Origin of the sequence: Rhizobium sp. PvP014 (assembly GCF_017876855.1) — a bacterium.
Classification (GTDB): domain Bacteria; phylum Pseudomonadota; class Alphaproteobacteria; order Rhizobiales; family Rhizobiaceae; genus Neorhizobium; species Neorhizobium soli.
Map to the genome: position 1 here is coordinate 755742 of NZ_JAGIOT010000001.1, position 17262 is coordinate 773003.

Annotated in this window: 18 protein-coding genes; 1 reads left to right on the plus strand and 17 read right to left on the minus strand. The window is 61.0% G+C overall.

Annotation, left to right across the window (positions count from 1 at the left end; all coding sequences use genetic code 11):
* Window positions 1-9: 9 nt before the first annotated feature.
* The 17 genes from arsB to J3A65_RS03515 form a co-directional block, all read right to left on the minus strand.
* On the minus strand, window positions 10-1080 hold the full coding sequence (gene arsB / locus J3A65_RS03435; RefSeq protein WP_209899422.1) for an ACR3 family arsenite efflux transporter: 1071 nt from the start codon (window positions 1078-1080) through the stop codon (window positions 10-12).
* A gap of 83 nt (window positions 1081-1163) precedes the next feature.
* A complete protein-coding gene (gene arsC / locus J3A65_RS03440) occupies window positions 1164-1598 on the minus strand; it encodes an arsenate reductase (glutaredoxin) (RefSeq protein WP_062577944.1) in 435 nt (144 codons plus the stop codon).
* Entirely contained in the window at window positions 1595-2122 is a 528-nt protein-coding gene (locus tag J3A65_RS03445; RefSeq protein WP_209899425.1) for an arsenate reductase ArsC, read from the minus strand. Before J3A65_RS03445 ends, arsC begins: the two co-directional genes overlap by 4 nt.
* Window positions 2119-2472 (minus strand): metalloregulator ArsR/SmtB family transcription factor, encoded by a 354-nt coding sequence (locus tag J3A65_RS03450; protein ID WP_092662990.1) that lies wholly within the window; start codon window positions 2470-2472, stop codon window positions 2119-2121. The genes J3A65_RS03445 and J3A65_RS03450 overlap by 4 nt, the downstream gene beginning before the upstream one ends.
* A gap of 97 nt (window positions 2473-2569) precedes the next feature.
* On the minus strand, window positions 2570-5071 hold the full coding sequence (locus J3A65_RS03455) for an ATP-binding cassette domain-containing protein (RefSeq protein WP_209899428.1): 2502 nt from the start codon (window positions 5069-5071) through the stop codon (window positions 2570-2572).
* 72 nt (window positions 5072-5143) lie between these two features.
* On the minus strand, window positions 5144-6211 hold the full coding sequence (locus J3A65_RS03460; protein ID WP_062459847.1) for a substrate-binding domain-containing protein: 1068 nt from the start codon (window positions 6209-6211) through the stop codon (window positions 5144-5146).
* A gap of 23 nt (window positions 6212-6234) precedes the next feature.
* Window positions 6235-7230 carry an ABC transporter permease gene (locus tag J3A65_RS03465; RefSeq protein ID WP_209899431.1) on the minus strand — a complete coding sequence of 332 codons (996 nt, stop codon included), beginning with the start codon at window positions 7228-7230 and terminating at the stop codon, window positions 6235-6237.
* Window positions 7227-7463 carry a hypothetical protein gene (locus tag J3A65_RS03470; protein WP_062577932.1) on the minus strand — a complete coding sequence of 79 codons (237 nt, stop codon included), beginning with the start codon at window positions 7461-7463 and terminating at the stop codon, window positions 7227-7229. Before J3A65_RS03470 ends, J3A65_RS03465 begins: the two co-directional genes overlap by 4 nt.
* 276 nt (window positions 7464-7739) lie before the next feature.
* Window positions 7740-8801, minus strand: a complete 1062-nt coding sequence (locus J3A65_RS03475) for a 2-dehydropantoate 2-reductase (protein WP_209899434.1) — start codon at window positions 8799-8801, stop codon at window positions 7740-7742.
* A 72-nt stretch (window positions 8802-8873) separates the two neighbouring features.
* Window positions 8874-9173 carry a Dabb family protein gene (locus tag J3A65_RS03480; protein ID WP_062459857.1) on the minus strand — a complete coding sequence of 100 codons (300 nt, stop codon included), beginning with the start codon at window positions 9171-9173 and terminating at the stop codon, window positions 8874-8876.
* A gap of 144 nt (window positions 9174-9317) precedes the next feature.
* Window positions 9318-10376 (minus strand): maleylacetate reductase, encoded by a 1059-nt coding sequence (locus tag J3A65_RS03485; protein WP_209899437.1) that lies wholly within the window; start codon window positions 10374-10376, stop codon window positions 9318-9320.
* Window positions 10377-10385: 9 nt separating this feature from the next.
* Window positions 10386-11243 carry an intradiol ring-cleavage dioxygenase gene (locus J3A65_RS03490; protein WP_209899440.1) on the minus strand — a complete coding sequence of 286 codons (858 nt, stop codon included), beginning with the start codon at window positions 11241-11243 and terminating at the stop codon, window positions 10386-10388.
* Between the two features lie 38 nt (window positions 11244-11281).
* Window positions 11282-12340 (minus strand): SDR family oxidoreductase, encoded by a 1059-nt coding sequence (locus J3A65_RS03495; RefSeq protein ID WP_209899444.1) that lies wholly within the window; start codon window positions 12338-12340, stop codon window positions 11282-11284.
* A gap of 4 nt (window positions 12341-12344) precedes the next feature.
* Complete coding sequence (locus J3A65_RS03500) at window positions 12345-13328, minus strand: zinc-binding dehydrogenase (RefSeq protein WP_174197753.1); 984 nt, start codon at window positions 13326-13328, stop codon at window positions 12345-12347.
* A 22-nt stretch (window positions 13329-13350) separates the two neighbouring features.
* Window positions 13351-14364: a Gfo/Idh/MocA family oxidoreductase gene (locus J3A65_RS03505; RefSeq protein WP_209899447.1), complete on the minus strand. Its 1014-nt coding sequence runs from the start codon at window positions 14362-14364 to the stop codon at window positions 13351-13353.
* A complete protein-coding gene (locus J3A65_RS03510; protein WP_209899450.1) occupies window positions 14361-14645 on the minus strand; it encodes a YciI family protein in 285 nt (94 codons plus the stop codon). Before J3A65_RS03510 ends, J3A65_RS03505 begins: the two co-directional genes overlap by 4 nt.
* 116 nt (window positions 14646-14761) lie before the next feature.
* Window positions 14762-15835, minus strand: coding sequence for a 2,3-butanediol dehydrogenase (locus J3A65_RS03515; protein WP_062459869.1), 1074 nt, complete (start codon window positions 15833-15835; stop codon window positions 14762-14764).
* A gap of 506 nt (window positions 15836-16341) precedes the next feature.
* Here J3A65_RS03515 and J3A65_RS03520 point away from each other — a divergent pair.
* Window positions 16342-17244: an NAD(P)-dependent oxidoreductase gene (locus J3A65_RS03520; protein WP_062459871.1), complete on the plus strand. Its 903-nt coding sequence runs from the start codon at window positions 16342-16344 to the stop codon at window positions 17242-17244.
* Window positions 17245-17262: the final 18 nt, after the last annotated feature.

The window sequence follows — 17262 nt, forward strand, 5'->3', positions numbered from 1 at the left end:
CTGGGAGCGCTACACGGCCGGGCTTCCTGCCGATTTGGCAAAATATCTGCGGCCCATCCACAGTGCCATCTGTACCAAAAGGATCAGCACAGGCACCTCGACGAGCGGGCCGATGACGGCCGCAAATGCGACCGGGGACGCCAGGCCGAACGCGGCAATGGCAACCGCGATAGCCAGCTCGAAGTTGTTGCCGGCCGCAGTAAAGGCAACCGCTGTCGTGCGCGGATAATCCGTCCCCACCGACCTCGCCATCCAAAAACTGACAAGAAACATGATAAGAAAGTAGATCGTCAGAGGAATGGCGATCATCACCACATCGCCCGGCAGGCGGACCACGTCTCCGCCCTTCAGGCTGAACATGGCGACGATCGTAAACAGAAGGGCGGCCAGGGTCATCGGGCTGATCTTCGGGAGGAAGACATTCTCGTACCAGTCCCTGCCCTTGCTCGCAGTCAGCAAGCGGCGCGACAGATATCCCGCAAGGAACGGAATACCGAGATACATCAACACCGCTTCCGCAATCGTCCAGAACGAGACGTCAATCACACTGCCTTCAAGACCAAACAGCGGAGGCAGGACGGACAGGAAGAACCACGCATAGACGCTGAAAAACAGGATCTGGAAAATCGAATTGAAGGCAACGAGACCCGCGACATACTGGTTGTCGCCCCGGGCAAGCTGGTTCCAGACGAGAACCATTGCAACGCAGCGGGCAAGACCGATCAGGATGAGGCCGGTCATGTATTCCGGATAGTCCCGCAGGAAGGTCACCGCCAGCGCGAACATCAGCACCGGACCGATAATCCAGTTCTGCAGGAGAGAAATCGCCAGAACCCACTTGTCGGCAAACACCTGAGGGAGTTCCTCAAAGCGCACTTTCGCCAGAGGCGGATACATCATCAGGATGAGGCCGATTGCAATCGGAATATTGGTGGTGCCGACGGACAGGCTGTCGAGCGCTGCGGGCAGGCCGGTAAAGACAGTTCCGAGCAGCACACCCAGTGCCATGGCGGCAAAAATCCAGACGGTCAGATAGCGGTCGAGGAACGACAGACGCAGTGTTGGTTCTTCGGGACGCATTTGCGGCCTCCTTGGCAGATAGACATCGTCCGCAGCCTTGCCATGAAGACTGGGCCGCACGGGTTCGGCTTGAATGGCGTGCGTCAGACGACGCGACGGCCGGTTTGGTCGACGACGATTTCGCCGTCTTCCTTCGCAAACGCAGCCTGCTGGCCAGCTGGAAGAATATCCAACACCGCTTCCGATGGTCGGCACAGCCTGACACCGGCAGGCGTGACGACGATCGGGCGGTTGATCAGGATGGGATGGTCCATCATAGCATCGACCAGTTGCTCATCGGACAAGGAAGGGTCGCCCAAACCGAGTTCGGAAAATGGCGTTCCCTTTTCGCGAAGAAGATCGCGCGCGGAAATTCCCATCCGGTCGATCAACTGCTTAAGCAGCGCGCGCGCTGGCGGGGTTTTGAGATACTCAACCACATGGGGTTCGATGCCGGCGTTGCGGATCATCGCAAGCGTGTTGCGCGAGGTCCCGCAGTCCGGGTTGTGGTAGATGACGATATCGATGGGGTTAGTCATGCAACGTCAGGCCTTTTGTTTGTCGATCCTTCGAGCTGACCGATTTCCTGAAGCTTGGCGGTCAAGCTTATCCTTTCGAGGCTTTCCAAAGGCAGCGCGGCGAAAGCTGCAATACGAAACTTCATGTGGCGAAGCGCTGTGGTGAAGGCGATGCGCTTTTCCACGTCGGTCCCCTCCACTGCAACAGGATCGTCGATACCCCAATGGGCGGTCATTGGTTTTCCCGGCCAGACCGGGCAGGATTCGCCAGCAGCGTTGTCGCAGACCGTAAAGATAAAATCGAATTGCGGAGCCTCGGCACCCGCAAACTCGTCCCAACTTTTTGACCGAAGTCCCTCCGTGGGAAACTTGTGGCCAACAAGCACATCGAGCGCCATTGGGTTGACGTTGCCTTTAGGCTGGCTTCCCGCCGAGTAAGCATTGAATTTCCCAGCGCCAATTTTTCGCAGAACACTTTCCGCGAGGATCGATCTCGCAGAGTTGCCGGTGCACAGAAACAGGACGTTGAATGTCTTGTCGGTCATGAGAGCGCCTTTTCCGGAGGGCAGCACGGGGTGAGTTCCGCAATCAGCGGCGCGCAGAGCTCTGCGTTTCCGCCACAGCAGTCCTTGAGAAGGAAGAGCACCAATTCCCGTAACGTCTCCATCTCCACACGGTAGGTAACGACGCGGCTTTGGCGCTGCGAAGAAACAAGACCCGCGCGTGACAAGATGTTGAGATGCGCAGACATCGTGTTTTGTGGCACCGCGAGCGCGCGCGCTATGTCACCTGCGGGCAGTCCATCCGGTTCATGCCTGACAAGCAGGCGAAAAGCTTCGAGCCGGGTTGGCTGAGCAAGCGCAGCAAGGGCGAGAATAGCGACTTCTGATTCCATATATCCAGAATACTGGATTTATGGAATCAGTCAAGATGCGTGTTCCGGGTCGTCTTCTTACGATCGACGGCAGGTACTCGTGTTCAGAACCAGGAAGTCAGTGCGATTTCCGCCGGCCAGCGCTTGCGTAGATCAGCGCTGCCACCACAACCAGCAATCCCTGGAAGAGATACTGGTAGGTCTGGGTCAGCCCCAGGAATGTCACCGCGTTCAGCACTTCGGTCAGAAGCACGGCTCCGAGAAGGGTTCCGATGAAGGTTCCCCGCCCGCCCGAAAGGCTCGTTCCGCCCAGAACGACTGCGGTGATGCTGGCCAGCGTGTAGTTCACGCCCTGGCGCGGGTCACCGACACCGATCTGCGTCATCAGCATGATGGCACCGACAGCGGTCAGCAGCGAACAGGCGATATAGCCGCCGATGAAGGTGAGTTCGACAGGAATGCCGGCCCGGCGCGCAGATTGTTCGTCGGATCCGACCGCCCGCAAACGCCAGCCTGCACGTGTCCGGCGCAACAGCGTTTCGGCGCTGACCGCTGCAACAACCAGTACCAGAAAGGCGACCGGGAAAGGACCCAATTGCCAGTTGACCCAGTCGGTGACCGTCGCGCTGATATAGCCATCCGGATTGTCGCGCAGCAGGAAGCTGCAGCCCTGGATCGCGATATACATGGCGAGCGTCGCGGCAATCGGGGTGAAATTCGCAAATCGGATCAGCACACCGTTGATAGCCCCGGTCACAAAGGCGCCGGCAAACATCAGGAGGAAGCCGACCGCCATCATCGCAGTGGAATTGTCGTCGGTAATGAAGAATGACGCGACCACGACCAGAAATCCTGCGAGAGGACCGACCGAAAGATCGATCCCGCCCATCAGCAGCGCCACTGTCTGGCCCATCGCAATAAAGCCGAGTGCGGTCGCCAAAAGCAGGATGTTGTAGATGTTGTAGACAGAGAAGAAGTTCTCGTTCTGGCCATAGACATAGAGCCCAAGGAGCACGGTCACGATGGCAAGCGGGACCGCCGGAGCATTGTCCGACCGCAGCAGGTCGCGCCATCGGCTGCCGGTACTCGGCTGTGCCACCGTCAAACTGCTGTCGCCATGCGTCTCCGCTCCAACGGCCGCAGCGACTATGCGTTCTTCGGTGACGTCGTCACCTTCAAGGATCTCGACCACATGCCCGCGCGACAGCACGACGACCTTGTCGCACAGACCTTCGAGCTCCACGGCATCGGAGGAGTTCACCACAACCGGCGTCCCTGCCTCCGAGACTTCGCGCAGAATTCGGTAGATTTCAAACCGGGCTCCGACATCCACACCTTGCGTCGGTTCGTCGGCAATGATCAGTCCCGGCTCGGACAAAAGTGCGCGGGCCATGACCACTTTTTGCTGGTTGCCGCCCGACAGCGCAAAAATCGGCGCTTCGATCCCGGGCGTCTTGACCGCCAGCTCACTGAAGATCGCACCGACCTGCGCCAGTTCCTTCTTGCGGCTCATCACGCCACCGACCGCGAACTTCTCAAGCGCGGAATAAGTTGCGTTTTCCCGAACGGTCAAACTGCCGGCGACACCTTCGACGTGGCGATCCGACGGCATGAAGGCTGCCTCATGGAGGAGTTCCGGTTGGGCGAGTGCGCGCCCGCGTAAGACGATCTGCCCCTCGGCAGGCCTCAGCCCTGCAAGAACCCGCATTAGTTCCGGCTGACCGTTGCCGGCGACACCGGCGATCCCCACGATCTGCCCGCGCGGCACGTCGAAGCTGATGTTCTTCAGGTCCCTGTTGGTGATGCCCACCACGGACAGACCGGTCTCCGTATCGGCCGATGACGCTTTCGGCGGGAATGCCGATTCCAGAGTACGCCCGACGATCAGCCCGACCAGATCGGAATCGCTGATCTCGCCGATGACGGCGGAGCCGCGCACGCGACCATCCCGAAGCACGGTGACCCGATCGGCGATCTGGCGAAGTTCCGCCAGGCGATGGGTGATGTAGATGACCGATGTGCCAGCGGCCGCAACCTCTCGGATGCGGGCAAACAGCATGTCGGTCGAATCCTGGTCGAGCGAGGCAGTGGGTTCGTCCAGGATCAGCACCTTCGGCTCAAGCGCCAGCGCCTTGGCGATCTCCAGCAAATGCTTCTGCGCAACCGTCAGACCGTCGGCGCGCATGCCAAGGGGGAGATGCAGGCCGACCTTGGCAAGCACGCGCCGGCCCACATCGTCGGGCTTTGCGCCCGCAAACACCGAGGCTGGCAAGGCCACGCGCAGGTTTTCCAGGATCGACAGATCGTCCAGAATGGCAGGATGCTGGAAGCAGATGCCAATCCCGTGGGACTTGGCGATTTCCGGGGTCATTTGCTGTACGGCGCGGCCTTCGAAGTGAATCTCTCCCTCGGTCGGCTGCAGCGTTCCGGAAATGATGTTCATCAGGGTCGATTTGCCGGCGCCGTTCTCGCCGAGAAGGGCATGCACTTCGCCGGTGCGGAATTCCACACTGACATCGGCCAGTGCCGCGACAACCGAGAAATATTTCGAGATGCCCGAAAGGCGGATCACCACATCCCGAGCGTCCAGCGCCACGTCTTGACTGTTTCGTGCCAACATTATTTGCAATCCGTCCTGGTGACAGAGCCCCGGAAGGTAAACCCTCCGGGGTCAGCGATGCGTGAGTTTCAGTTACTGGCCGACGGCCTTTGCCTGGTCTTCCGGCTTCAGCGCCGAGGACATGTAGATGGCGCCCGGCAGATCCTTGCGGCACTGAACGGCATTGGGCTTGCCCGATACGGAATCCTCATAAGCAGGCGCCTCGAAGATCTGCTCCTTCGGCTTTTCGCCGCCGGTTGCAAGCGCGACGGCCCACTGCACGGCCAACCGGACATTGTCGTTACCGGTGGCGACGGTGAACAGCTTGAAGTCCGGGTTGCTGGCGTGATTGTCCTGCCAGAAGCAGCCGAGCGAGTTGCCGTCCGACGTGGCAAGCGCCGGGATGGACTTGCCCTGCTTGGTGAAGGCCGGCAGAGCACCGACCAGCGACGGGCCGAAATCGGACACGATGACGTCGATCTTGGCGTTCTTGGCGATTTCGGCGGTCAGCACCTTTTGCGTCAGCGCCGGATCCCAGTTGGTGACGGCAAAAGGCGCCTGATTGACGAAGACATACTCAGGCCCGAGCACGCTCTTCAGGCCTTTCAGCTCATCCAGGCCCTGGCTGTTGCCGGCAGGTCCGCTGAGGAACAGGACATTGCCACCCTTGGGAAGCACACCCTTGATCCACTTGCCCCAAGTGACGCCGTCGTTTTCGAAGGACGAGCCGATGAACTTCGAATAATTCATGCCTTCCTTGCCGCCAACAGCGACGCGGTAGGGCACAATGATCTTTCCGGCCTTGAAGACGCTGGTGATGGCCGGCAGCATGGCCGGGCCGGCGTCGCCAAAGACGACCAGTGCATCGACGCCCTTGGCGGCCATACCCTTGATGTCGGAGATTGCCTTCTGGGTGTCGCCCTGGCCGTCGGCATACTCATACTTGGTGATACTGGGGCACAGTTCGACGGTCTGCTTGCCGGATGCCGTCGTCACCTGACGCCAGCTGTTGCCGCCGTAGCCGTCGAGAAGGGCGAGCGTCGCCTTCTTGGGCCCGCACCAGGACGGTGTCTCCGCCTTTGCCAGACCCGCACCTCCCAGTGCGATGACCGCAGTCGCAACCGAGACTGCCAGGCCCTTCTTCAAATTTGCGTAGTTCATGTCTGCTCCTCCACTTGTTATTGTTAGGTTGTTTTTCTGACTTTCCCGCTCCACCGGAGCGAGTAGACGCCGATGCCGAAACCGAGGGCCAGGGCCTGGATGATGGTTTGCGCCGAATAGGGCACACCGACCGACAGCGCGAACTGGCTCAGCTGGTTGAGGAAGAAGGCCGCCAGCACCGTCGAGATGGGAAAACCGCGCCCGCCGAGCAGCGACGTGCCTCCCAGCACGACGACGGCAACCGACGGCAGCAGCAGGCTATCGCCTTGGAAGGCCGTGGGTTCGCGGGTGATGCCGGCAATCAGGACGCCGGCCAGGCAATAGAACAGCTGGGCATAGACATAGGCCATCATCTGATAGGAGCGCACGCGCAGGCCTGCGGCCTCTCCGGCAGCAGGGCTTGCGCCGATCGCCTCGAACCGGCGGCCGCCCACGGTCTTTTTCAGCATGAAGGAGACCAGCGCGGTGGCGCCGAGGGCGAAGTAGACGGCATTGGGCAGGCCGAAGGTTTCGCCGCCGGCAATATTGGCGAGCAGGCCCGTCGTAACAGACGGCACCCCGCCCGACATGGCAAAGACGGTCGCATAAAGCAGTGCGTTGGTGCCAATCGTCGCAATGATCGAGTTCAGGCGGAAGATGCTGACGAGCGCGCCATTGAGAAAGCCGATCGTCAGATTGAAGGCCAGCGCCAAGAGCACCGCCTGATACAGCAATCCGTCATTCTGCTGCGGGTAATGGGTCGAGACCACGACGGCGAGAGAGACGGCACCGGGAAGCGAGAGGTCAAAGCCGCCCTGCTGAACCACCATCAACTGGCCGAGGCCGACAATGGCAATGATCGCCGCAAACGGAAGACTGCCTGACAGGGCACCCCAGGATACGCTTGAGGGCGCAAAGACCAGGCAGGCGACCAGAAGGACCATGGTTGAGAAGACCACGGTCACGAAACTCCGCGTCAGCTGCATCCGGCCTGGGGCATAGCTGTCCGCCGGTGTGGGGATTGTTGAGACTGCACTCACCGGTCGGCTCCTTTTGATGATCGCACCTCACCCGAGGCGATGGCCGGGCGGCGCAAACCGATCTCTTCGGCGGCGTTGGACGCCGCCTTGAAGTCTGCAAAGAGACACGTCGGTTTGTCAGCAAAATCAGGCATCGCGTCCTCCTCCCAGAGCCGGTTATGGTTCATACCTGGAGGAAGCAATCTGCTGGACAGATCCTTGGCATCGTCGGCCTCAGCCTCAAGCTTCGGCAAGCCTGTAGCTGGCTCCGAACCGCTGCGCGGTCAGAACTTCACAAGGCACGATGATTTGCGGATTGCCCAAATTCTTGCTCCTCCAAGAATTTGTCACTCTGACCGGTCAGCATCTCTTGCTAAAACAAGTACGCAATCCGGCGCTTCAAATACGTCAGGAAATTCTCTCCTCCGAACTCCTTCCGATCAACTGTATGTATTTTGAAGACTACGAAAACCCTGAAAATATCCGCTTTGGATAAGTGTATTCGAGACGGGAAACATATCAGTGCACCCTCAGCCCACCGGGATGCTGGCCGCATAGGTTTCGATCAGCAAAGCGGCGTTTTCTGGTTTCGCCTCAAGCGTGTTCGCCTCGATCTCATAGGCCAGGTCTACGACCCGCTGATTGATCGGGGCCGTCCGGCCATGCGCTTTCAGCGTGTCGATGACCCAGCCGTTGACCTCCTGGATCTCGGCCCGCCGGCCCTTCCGCCAGTCCTGCAGCGAGGTCGTGAGCGTATCGGCTTGCGAGAAGACGGTGAGCACCTCCTCGAAGATCTGGTCGACGTAGCGCTCCGGATGGTTTGTGGTGACCGGTGGCATGCCGATGATCGGGACGATCTTTGCGCCATCGGCAATCGCCGCCTGCATGGCCTCATAGCCGGCCGCCCGCATCACCTCTAGCATTCCCGTGCTGCGGGCTGCATCGCCGAGCGGCAGGTTGACGATGGCAGACGGAATAAGTTCGGCGGCGTTGACGACGAGCTTCATCCATTTGGCGGAGCGGATATCATCCGTCACCTCGACGGTCCCGGTGCAGCGCAGCAGGTCGGCCACCGACTCCACCCTCTCCTGGGTCTGCGGGTCTAGGGCGCCGAGCGCAAACCAGGAGGTATCGTGGTCGTTCTGCCGGTTGGTGACGCCGGGTACGAACATGTTGGAAGCGATTTCGATGACGGCGCCAATAGTACGCTCCCGCCCGACGATGGCCGCAATATCCTCGTGGGTCATGCCGTTTTGGAGGCCGATCACAAGGCCGTCCTTGGCCAGCACCGGCTCGATCAGCTGGGTCGCCCATTTCGTGTCGTAGGCTTTGACCACCAGGAAGACGAGATCGAACGGCTCCTTGATCTCCGCGACTTCGCAGAGATGCAAGGCCTTGACCCTGGCGTTGATCGTCCGGGTCGGCAGATTGACGGTGATCCCATTTTCCCGGATCGCGTTCACATGGTCGGGCCATTGCTCGATGAAAGTCACGTCATGACCGGCGAGAACGAAGTCCGCCCCGATCGAAGCGCCCTGAGCGCCGGTTCCGAGAAAGGCAATTCTCGGCGTCTTGGTGGAATGGGAGGTCATGCGATGGTCTCCTTGAATGGCATGAAGGCGGGGCCGCGCCGCGCTTGTCGCGCGGTCAGGCGACACGCGTGGTCAGCAGATATAATCGACCTGATGGCGGGCGATCCGGATGCCCTCGAGCTCGGCCCGCACCTTCGCGTGCGCCGGATGGTCCGCGTAAAGCTTGAGAGCGGCTTCGTCGTCGAACTCGGAGTAGAGAACTACGTCGCATGCATAGGAGATGCGGCTGATGTCCAACCCCACCTCAATTGTACTCAAACCGGGGATCTGTCCTTTGAGGCCTTCGAATTTGGTCTTGATCAGACGCGCAGCCGCCAGTTTCTCCTCGGGCGTCTCGCCGCGCACGTTCCACATGACGATGTGCCGGATCATGGCTTGTCTTCCCGCTCACCCATGCCGTCGTTCACGACATAGGCCGCTCCCAGCTCACGAAGCCAATCCGATATCACGTGCCAGCAGTCTCCAAGCCACTTGCTCATCGCTAACCCCCTCCCAAGGGCCGTTCATTATAAGAGGTTATTCTGGTCGCTGGCCCTCATATGCCCTTGCCAGAAGCTGGCGCAGGCCGTCTTTCTCAAGCACCCGTGGGTTCCAGTAGGCATTGGCCATGGCCTGTTCGACGGCAGCATCGATCCCATCTCCCGGCATGCCCATCGTTTTGAGGGCCGTGGAAGCCCCCAATCCCTCGGCCAGATCGAACAGCCCCGTTGCCGCGTCATCCGAACCAAGAGCTGCGGCGATTTTGGCCATGGCTTCCGGCGTGGCCGGCGCGTTGTAGGCGACCGCATGCGGCAGAAGCGCCGTGTGCATGGGTGCGTGCGGCAGGTTGAACATGCCGCCGAGCGTGTGGCAAAGCTTGTGGTGCAGCGCCATCCCGACGGATCCAAGGCACACGCCACAGAGCCAGGCCCCATAGAGCGCGTCCGCCCTGGCGTCCGGATCATTCGGTCGACGGGCAATGATGGGAAGCGCGCGGGCAATCGCGGCAATCCCCCGCTCCGCCATCAGCGAAACAATCGGGTTGGCCTCGCGGGCATAAAGCGCTTCCACCGCGTGGGCGATCGCGTTGATGCCGCTCGTGACCGACATGGCAACCGGAAGGGTCAGAGTGAGGTCGACGTCGTAGACGATCACCTCGGGCAGGATGCGCGGATCGGATTTCGTGACCTTTCGTCCGTTCTCGGTCTCACCCAGAATGGGCGTCGCCTCCGAGCCCGCATAGGTCGTTGGCACCACGATCTGCGGCAGGTCGGTGCGAAATGCGATGGCTTTGCCAAGGCCTGTCGTCGAGCCGCCACCGATCGACAGCACGGCATCGGCGGAGAGGCTCTCGACCGTTCGCATCGCATCCTGCGTCACCTCGACGGGCGTGTGCATCTGCGCGTTCGAATACATCCCGGCAAAACGGGAGCCTAGAACCTCTGCGATCCCTTGCGCCTGTTCCGCCTGCTCCGGCGTCGAAAGGACCAGGATGCGCCGGACGTCCAGCCTGTCGGCTTCGTCACCCAGGCGCGATACCGTGCCGCTTCCGAAAATGACGCGGGCCGGATTTCCATTATAGACGAAATTATCCACGCCTTGCTCCTATCTAGACTGTTGCGGAGGGACGAGGATGAAATCGAACTCCGAACGCCACAGCGTCTCGCCATCTTCCATACGGTCGAACGGTGCCACAAGGGTCGACTTGACGCCAAACACCGCGTCGGACTCGAGATACGCATCACCGCCGACAAACGTATGCGTCACCAGTTTCTGGTAGCCTTCGGCACGCACCATGTAATGCATATGCGCTGGGCGATAAGGATGCCGTCCCAGATGCGCCAGCATCTCCCCCACAGGGCCGTCGTCGGGAATGGGGTAGGACACCGGCTTGATGCCAATGAAGCTGTAATGTCCCTCGGCCCCGGTGACGAACACGCCGCGATTGTTCCATTTCGGCTGAATGTCGGGCTGCTGGACGTCATAGTAGCCGTCGGCATTGTCGGACCACACGTCGATCCGCGCCCCCTCGATCGGCTTGCCCTCGAGATCGAGCACACGGCCGAGGAACAGGCAGCTCTCGCCCTTCCCGTCCAGACAGATCTGCGCGCCCATCTCCCTCACCGGGGCGCCTTCGACATGGAACGGCCCAAACACGGTGTTTTCCGTTGCACCCTCGGGCCGACGGTTGTTGATCGCATCCACCAGCATCGACAGACCGAGCGTATCGGACAAAAGAATGAACTCCTGCCGCTCCTGCGTGCAGATCTGGCCGGTGCGGGTGAGAAACCCGATCGCCGTCTCCCACTCGTCCTGCGTCAGTTGGACCTCCCGGGCAAAGTCATGCAGATGCTTCACGAGGCTCGCCATCACTTGCGCAAGACGCGGATCAACGTTAGCGCCCATGCGCGCATTGACGGTGTCGACCGAGTTGGTCTCCGTAAAGTAACCGATGTCAGCCATGGCCTGTCGATCTCCTTGCTGGTCGCGTGGTCCCGCCATCACGGAATGATCCGGTCGGCGCGCAGACGATCGAAGGCGTCGGTAAACGATTCCGTCGTGTCCTGGTAGGCGAGGAAGCCAGCCTTGCGGCTGCGGGCCATGTCGTTGAACGTTTCCACCTGGCGGCCGAGGTCGGCATCCGTGTGCCAGAAGGAGGCGACGCGCGAGAGCGAATTTTCCTGGAGGCCGTGCTTCTTCACAAGCGCGTCCCAGATGGGTGCGGCATCGACCATCTTCGTCTCGAGCGGCTGCGGAGAGCCCGGATAGTCCGCGGCCTCGATTCCGAAATAGGCGGCGATCCGCGGCCAGAGCCACTTCCAGCGAAACACGTCACCATTGACCACATTGAACGCCGTGTCGGCAGCTGCTGGCGTCGTTGCGGCCCAGCACAGGTGATTTGCGAGGATGCGGGCATCCGTCACGTCGGTTGCCGCCTGCCATTGCTCGGCGGATCCGGGAAACACGAAGGGTATCCCGGTTTCCTTGCAGATGGAGGCATAGACGCCGAGCGTGGCCGCCATGTTCATGGCGTTTCCGACCGCATAGCCGATCAGGGTGTGCGGCCGATGCACTGACCAGGTGAACCCTTCGCGGGCTGCCGCCGCAAAGACCTCGTCTTCCTGCACGTAATAGAAGTTCTGGTTGGGAAGGCGCTCCTGCTCTTCGCGGAACGGCGTCTGTGGCGCGACTTTCGCATAGTTCTCGAAAGGCCCAAGATAATGCTTGGTGCCGGTAACGAGGGCGACATGGTTCACACCTCGGCCACGCAGGGCATCGAGAACGTTGCGGACGATCGCACCATTCACCTTGCAGTTCTCGTCTTCCGTCTCCTGCCGCGACCAGGCGGTGATGAAGACATGGGTGGGCCGGATACCCTCGAGGGCGGCAGCGACGGAAGCAGCGTCGGTGAGGTCGCAGGACAGGGTCCGGACGGCAGCAATCGGGCTTTGCGACCGCGAAAGGCCGGAAATTTCCCAGCCGCCCTGGGCCAGCAGGTATTCGGCAAGATTGCTGCCGGCAATGCCGGTCGCACCGACAATGAGAGCGTGATGTGTCATGTTCTCATCCATTCAAAAGAGTGATCTTGATGCTCTTGGTCGCGTCCTTGCCAAAGGCAAAGGCTTGCACCGCATCGGTCAGAGCATAGTCATGGGTCTGGATCGGCGAGAGGTCGATGCCTGTTCGCTCCAGGAAGCGGATCGCGGCCGGCCAGACTCCGGGCGAGCCGATACAGCCCCGAACCGTCAGATTCTTCATCTGGATCTGGCCGATGACAACAGGGACTTTGCGGCCGATGTTGATGCCGACCATCGACATGCGCCCGTCTTCTCTTGCGTAGTCGAACGCCGCCGCAAGCGAGGCATCATGTCCGGAGGCTTCGACCACCAGATCAGCGCCATGACCACCGGTCATCTCGCGGATCCGATCTGCCGCGCCGCCATCGGATGGATCGATCGCAGCGTCTGCGCCGAGTTTCAGCGCCACATCGCGACGGGTTGCGAGCGGATCAACGACGATGACGCGCGCACCCATGCCAATCGCAGCCGCTGCCGACACCAGGCCGATGGTTCCGCCGCCGGAAACGACGACCGTCTCGCTGGCATTGGTGCCGCCGGACCGCAGCACCGCATAGAAGCCGCAGGTAAACGGCTCGATCAGCGCCGCCTTCTTGTCGTCCACCGCGTCCGGCAGCTTATGCAGCCATTCCGGATTGACGGCGAAGAACTCCCGGTCGGCGCCGCTTATCGAAAAACCGAAATGATGAAGCCGCTCGGGCGTGCGCACCACGCATTCGCCGACCACACGGTCGCCCGCCTTGAAGCCCGTGACGTTGCGACCGACCTCGACGATCTCGCCGCTCCACTCGTGGCCGGGCGTCACCGGATAGGAGATCGGAATGATGTAGCGACCGGCCAGAAGTTCGTAATCCGAATGACAGATGCCGACGGCACGGGTTCGGACGAGGACCTCGTTTGCGGAAATCTCCGGCATGCCCAGATCGGCAATGACCGGCTTGTCCGGTGCTTCGAATACCAAGGCTTTCATGATGCTCCTCCCAAAGCCAATCTCAAAGTTGCTCGACTGCGCCCGAGCGGGCAGACAGGATGATCGCTTCGAGCAGCGCAATATTGTCGATCATTTCTTCGCCGCTAATCGGATAGGTCTCTTTGCCGCGGACAGCGCGCGCAAAAGCCCGCAGGTTGTCCCGGACCGGCTCGGCCGGTGACACTTCGCGGGTCGTGATCGGCTGGCCCTTCCAGCCCTCGGTGACGATCCACCCATCCGGCGATTCCACATGCGCTTTGTCCCGCACCTCGATCCAGCCGAGCGTGCCGAACACCGCAAAGCGCGAGATGAACGGCGTTGCAAGTGTGGCGGACACATAGGCCGACCCGCCGGACTTGAAGCGGATATGCGCACTCATGGTGTCGCCCTGCGGGATTTCCGACGCGAGGTTTTCGCAGATGACGCGGACATCCTTCGCCGGCCCCATCAGCTTGACGGAGAGGTCCGTCAGATGGATGCCGGTGGCAGTCATGCCGCCCGCCGGCGCCTGTTCGGCATCGAGCCGCCAGTTGGACGGATCGAGCCCCAGGAACTTGTCATGGCTGAAATTGGCTTCGATCTGCAGTAGGCGGCCAAGGCGGCCCGTGGCTGCGGCATCAAGGATCTCGGCAATCGGCGGTTCAAAGCGGCGCTCGTGTCCCATGCCAAGCACCAGACCGGCCTTCTCGCACAGCGCGACAGAGGCTTCGGCGTCCTTCCTGGTCATCGCAAGCGGCTTTTCGCAAAAGACATGCTTGCCGGCGGCAACCGCCTGCGCGATCTGGCTCTGGTGCAGCGAATGTGGCGTTGCCAAAATCACGGCCTCGACCTCGGGATCGGCAAGCGCCTCGCCGAGTTCGGAGGAGAAACGCATGCCCCGTTCCGCGGCAAAGCCCTGCTCTGCCGGGTTGGGGTCGACGCCATGCACGAAGTGCATTTCAGCACCTCCCGCATTGACCAGCGTCGCCATTTTCTTGCCCCACCAGCCAAGGCCGACAATGGCCGCCTGGACGGGTTTTCCCTCGTAGCCGCTCATCGGTTGTCCACCCGCTTGGCAAAGGGATGGATGTTTACCGACGCCCAGACGCCGGCAGCATTGAACGGATCTGCCTGGTTGAAGGCCACCACCTCGTCCTTCGTGTCGGCCTCGAGCAGGAACAGCGAGCCGATCATCGTCTCGTTGTCGTCGGCGAGAAGAGGACCGGAGATTACGGTCTTTGTCTTGGCAGATGACAGATAGGCCTTATGGGCATCGTAATGGGCGAGGCGCTTGTCAACGGCGCCGGGATGGTCGAGGCAATGAACGATGTAATGCATGATAACCCTCTTGGATCAGGCTGTTTCAAGTGCTGCAGACCGCCCGCAAATCACCTTTGGTCGGACGGATCTGCGTGGCGGCCGCGCTTGTCACGGTCCGCGGCAAGCGCAGGGTGTCAGCCCTGCATGTTGACCAGAATCTTCATGTGTGACGCATTGGGATCGAGCAGAGCCTCGAAACCCTTCTCGACCACATCCTCCGGCGAGATCTGCGCGGTCACAATCTGCTCAACCGGAAAGATGCCGGCGCCGATCATCTGGGCTATGCGTGGCCAGATCGTCACCGGATAGCACCACGTCGCCTCCACTGTGATGTCCTTCAAGGCCCAGAGCATGGCGTCGATCGAGGCAGGTTTGACATGCAGGCCGACCTGGACGACCGTGCCTCGGCGCTTGACGGCCTTGACGCAGAGATTGAGAGAGGCCTCCGCGCCGACGCATTCGAGCGCCACATCGACGCCGACGCCGTCTTCGGTATGCTGCCGGAAAAGGCTTTCCGTATCCGTTTCGCGCGGGTCGAAGACGATCGCCTCCGGGACCAGCTTCTGAGCCAGCGCGCGGCGGTTTGGATTGAGTTCGGAAACGAAGATCGTCGTCGCACCGGCTGCGCGGGTCGCCAGAAGGACCAGCGCTCCGATCGGCCCGACACCGGACACGAGGACCGTGCTTCCGGCCTCGACACCGCCGCGATCGACGCCATAGAGCGCGACCGCCGCCGGTTCGATCATCGCCGCCTGAACGTCGCTGACGCTGTCAGGGACCGGAAACACGTTGTAGCTGTTGACGACAGCGCGCTCGCCCATGCCGCCCCAGTCCCAGGACAGGCCGACGCAGGCCATTTTCTCGCTGAGATGATATTGACCGCGGCGCCCGTAATAGTCGTCGCGTGGGGAGATGAGCGGCTGCACCGACACGCGGGTTCCGGGCGAAACATGCGTGACGTTGCGCCCGACTTCGAGGACGCGCGCCGAGAATTCGTGGCCGAGAATCTGTGGCAGCGTTGCGCCCGAATAGACATGAGGCGTGCTCGGCGTGACGATCGGTCCGGCAATGTATTCATGCAGGTCGGTCCCGCAAATGCCACAGACCAGCGGCTCGATCAGCACCATGTCGTCCCCGAGCGGACCCGAAGGCGCCGGGACATCCTCCACCCGGATGTCTTTCTGTGTGTAGTAGCGAACGGCTTTCATCTGACTGTCCTTCCCGAAATAACTGCATCTGCCTGCGCTGCCAGCCGCGCCCCGCCAATCTCCGATGTCACGAGGCGACATGGCGGCAGGGGCCTCACCAACGCATTGCCGAGGTTTGCTAGCGGCGAATATCCAAATTTCTGAAATGATCGTCTTGCATGGCGGATCCTCCTCCGATCCTCGACATATCCTGCGAAACACACGGCACAGGGGAACGACGCTCGACAGCGCGCACACCATGATCCTTGTTGTCAGCTAAGTTCCTCCCACGGAAAGCTGAACGGTCCGACTTCAGGCTAGTAGATAACGGAACCTGTCACAGCTCCCCTTTTGTCCAGAATGGATATTTTGCAGAGAGCATTCGATAGGCTGTCGCCCTAGTGTTTTGGAGGGAGGAAATGTCTGGTCCGCGCTGATCGATGCGCGCGCTGGGCGTATGGATCCCCAGGCGATGGCCAGATCGGTGGTCCGTCACAGCCTGTTGTCGATTGGGACGGGAGGACGCAATGAACGAAGAAATTTCAGTCGGCTGGGCTGGCATAGGCAAGATGGGCGCTCCAATGAGCCGCCGGGTGCTGGAAGCCGGTTACCGGCTTCACGTCTATGAACCCTTGCCCGAAAATCGGGCGACGATCGTTGCGGAAGGCGCCAATGTCGCCCACACGCTTGAGGATCTGGCCGCAAAATCCGACGTCGTGATCCTGACTATTCCCAACGACGCCGTTTTGCGCGACCTCATCTTCGGCAAGGGCGGCCTTGCGAGCGTCATGAAAACCGGCCAGACGCTGGTGGAAATGAGCACTGTGTCGCCCGCGATCTCCGCCGAAGTGAATGAAGCCATGAGCGCATGCGGCGTCCATTACCTGCGCGCACCGGTCTCGGGCAGCACGGCGACCGCGTCTGCGGGAACCCTTTCGGTCATGGCGTCAGGTCCGGAAGACGCCTACAAGCGCCTCGATCCTATCTTTGGTTGCTTTGCCTCGCGTCGCTTCTATGTCGGCCAGGCCGAGGAGGCCCGCTATCTGAAGCTCGTCCTCAACGCCCTGGTGGGCGCCACATCGGCGCTGCTGGGCGAAGCGCTGACGCTCGGCCTCAAGGGAAACCTCTCGGTTGAGACCATGCTCAATGTCATTTGCGAAAGTGCAGTCGCGTCGCCTTTGATCGCCTATAAGCGTGACCTTCTGGTCCAGCGCAATTTCGACCCGGCATTTTCGGTGTCGCAGATGATGAAGGACTTCGACCTGATCCTCGACGCGGCCCGGGCAGACCATATCCCGATGTACATGGCATCGATGATCCGTCAGCAATACGAGACCGCCTTTACGGAAGGGCTGGCTGAAAAGGACTTCTTTGTGCTGTTCGAGCAGTCCGAACGCCGCGCGGGTCTGCTGCCGCCGGCGGAAAAATAATCACCACATTCGCGTCAG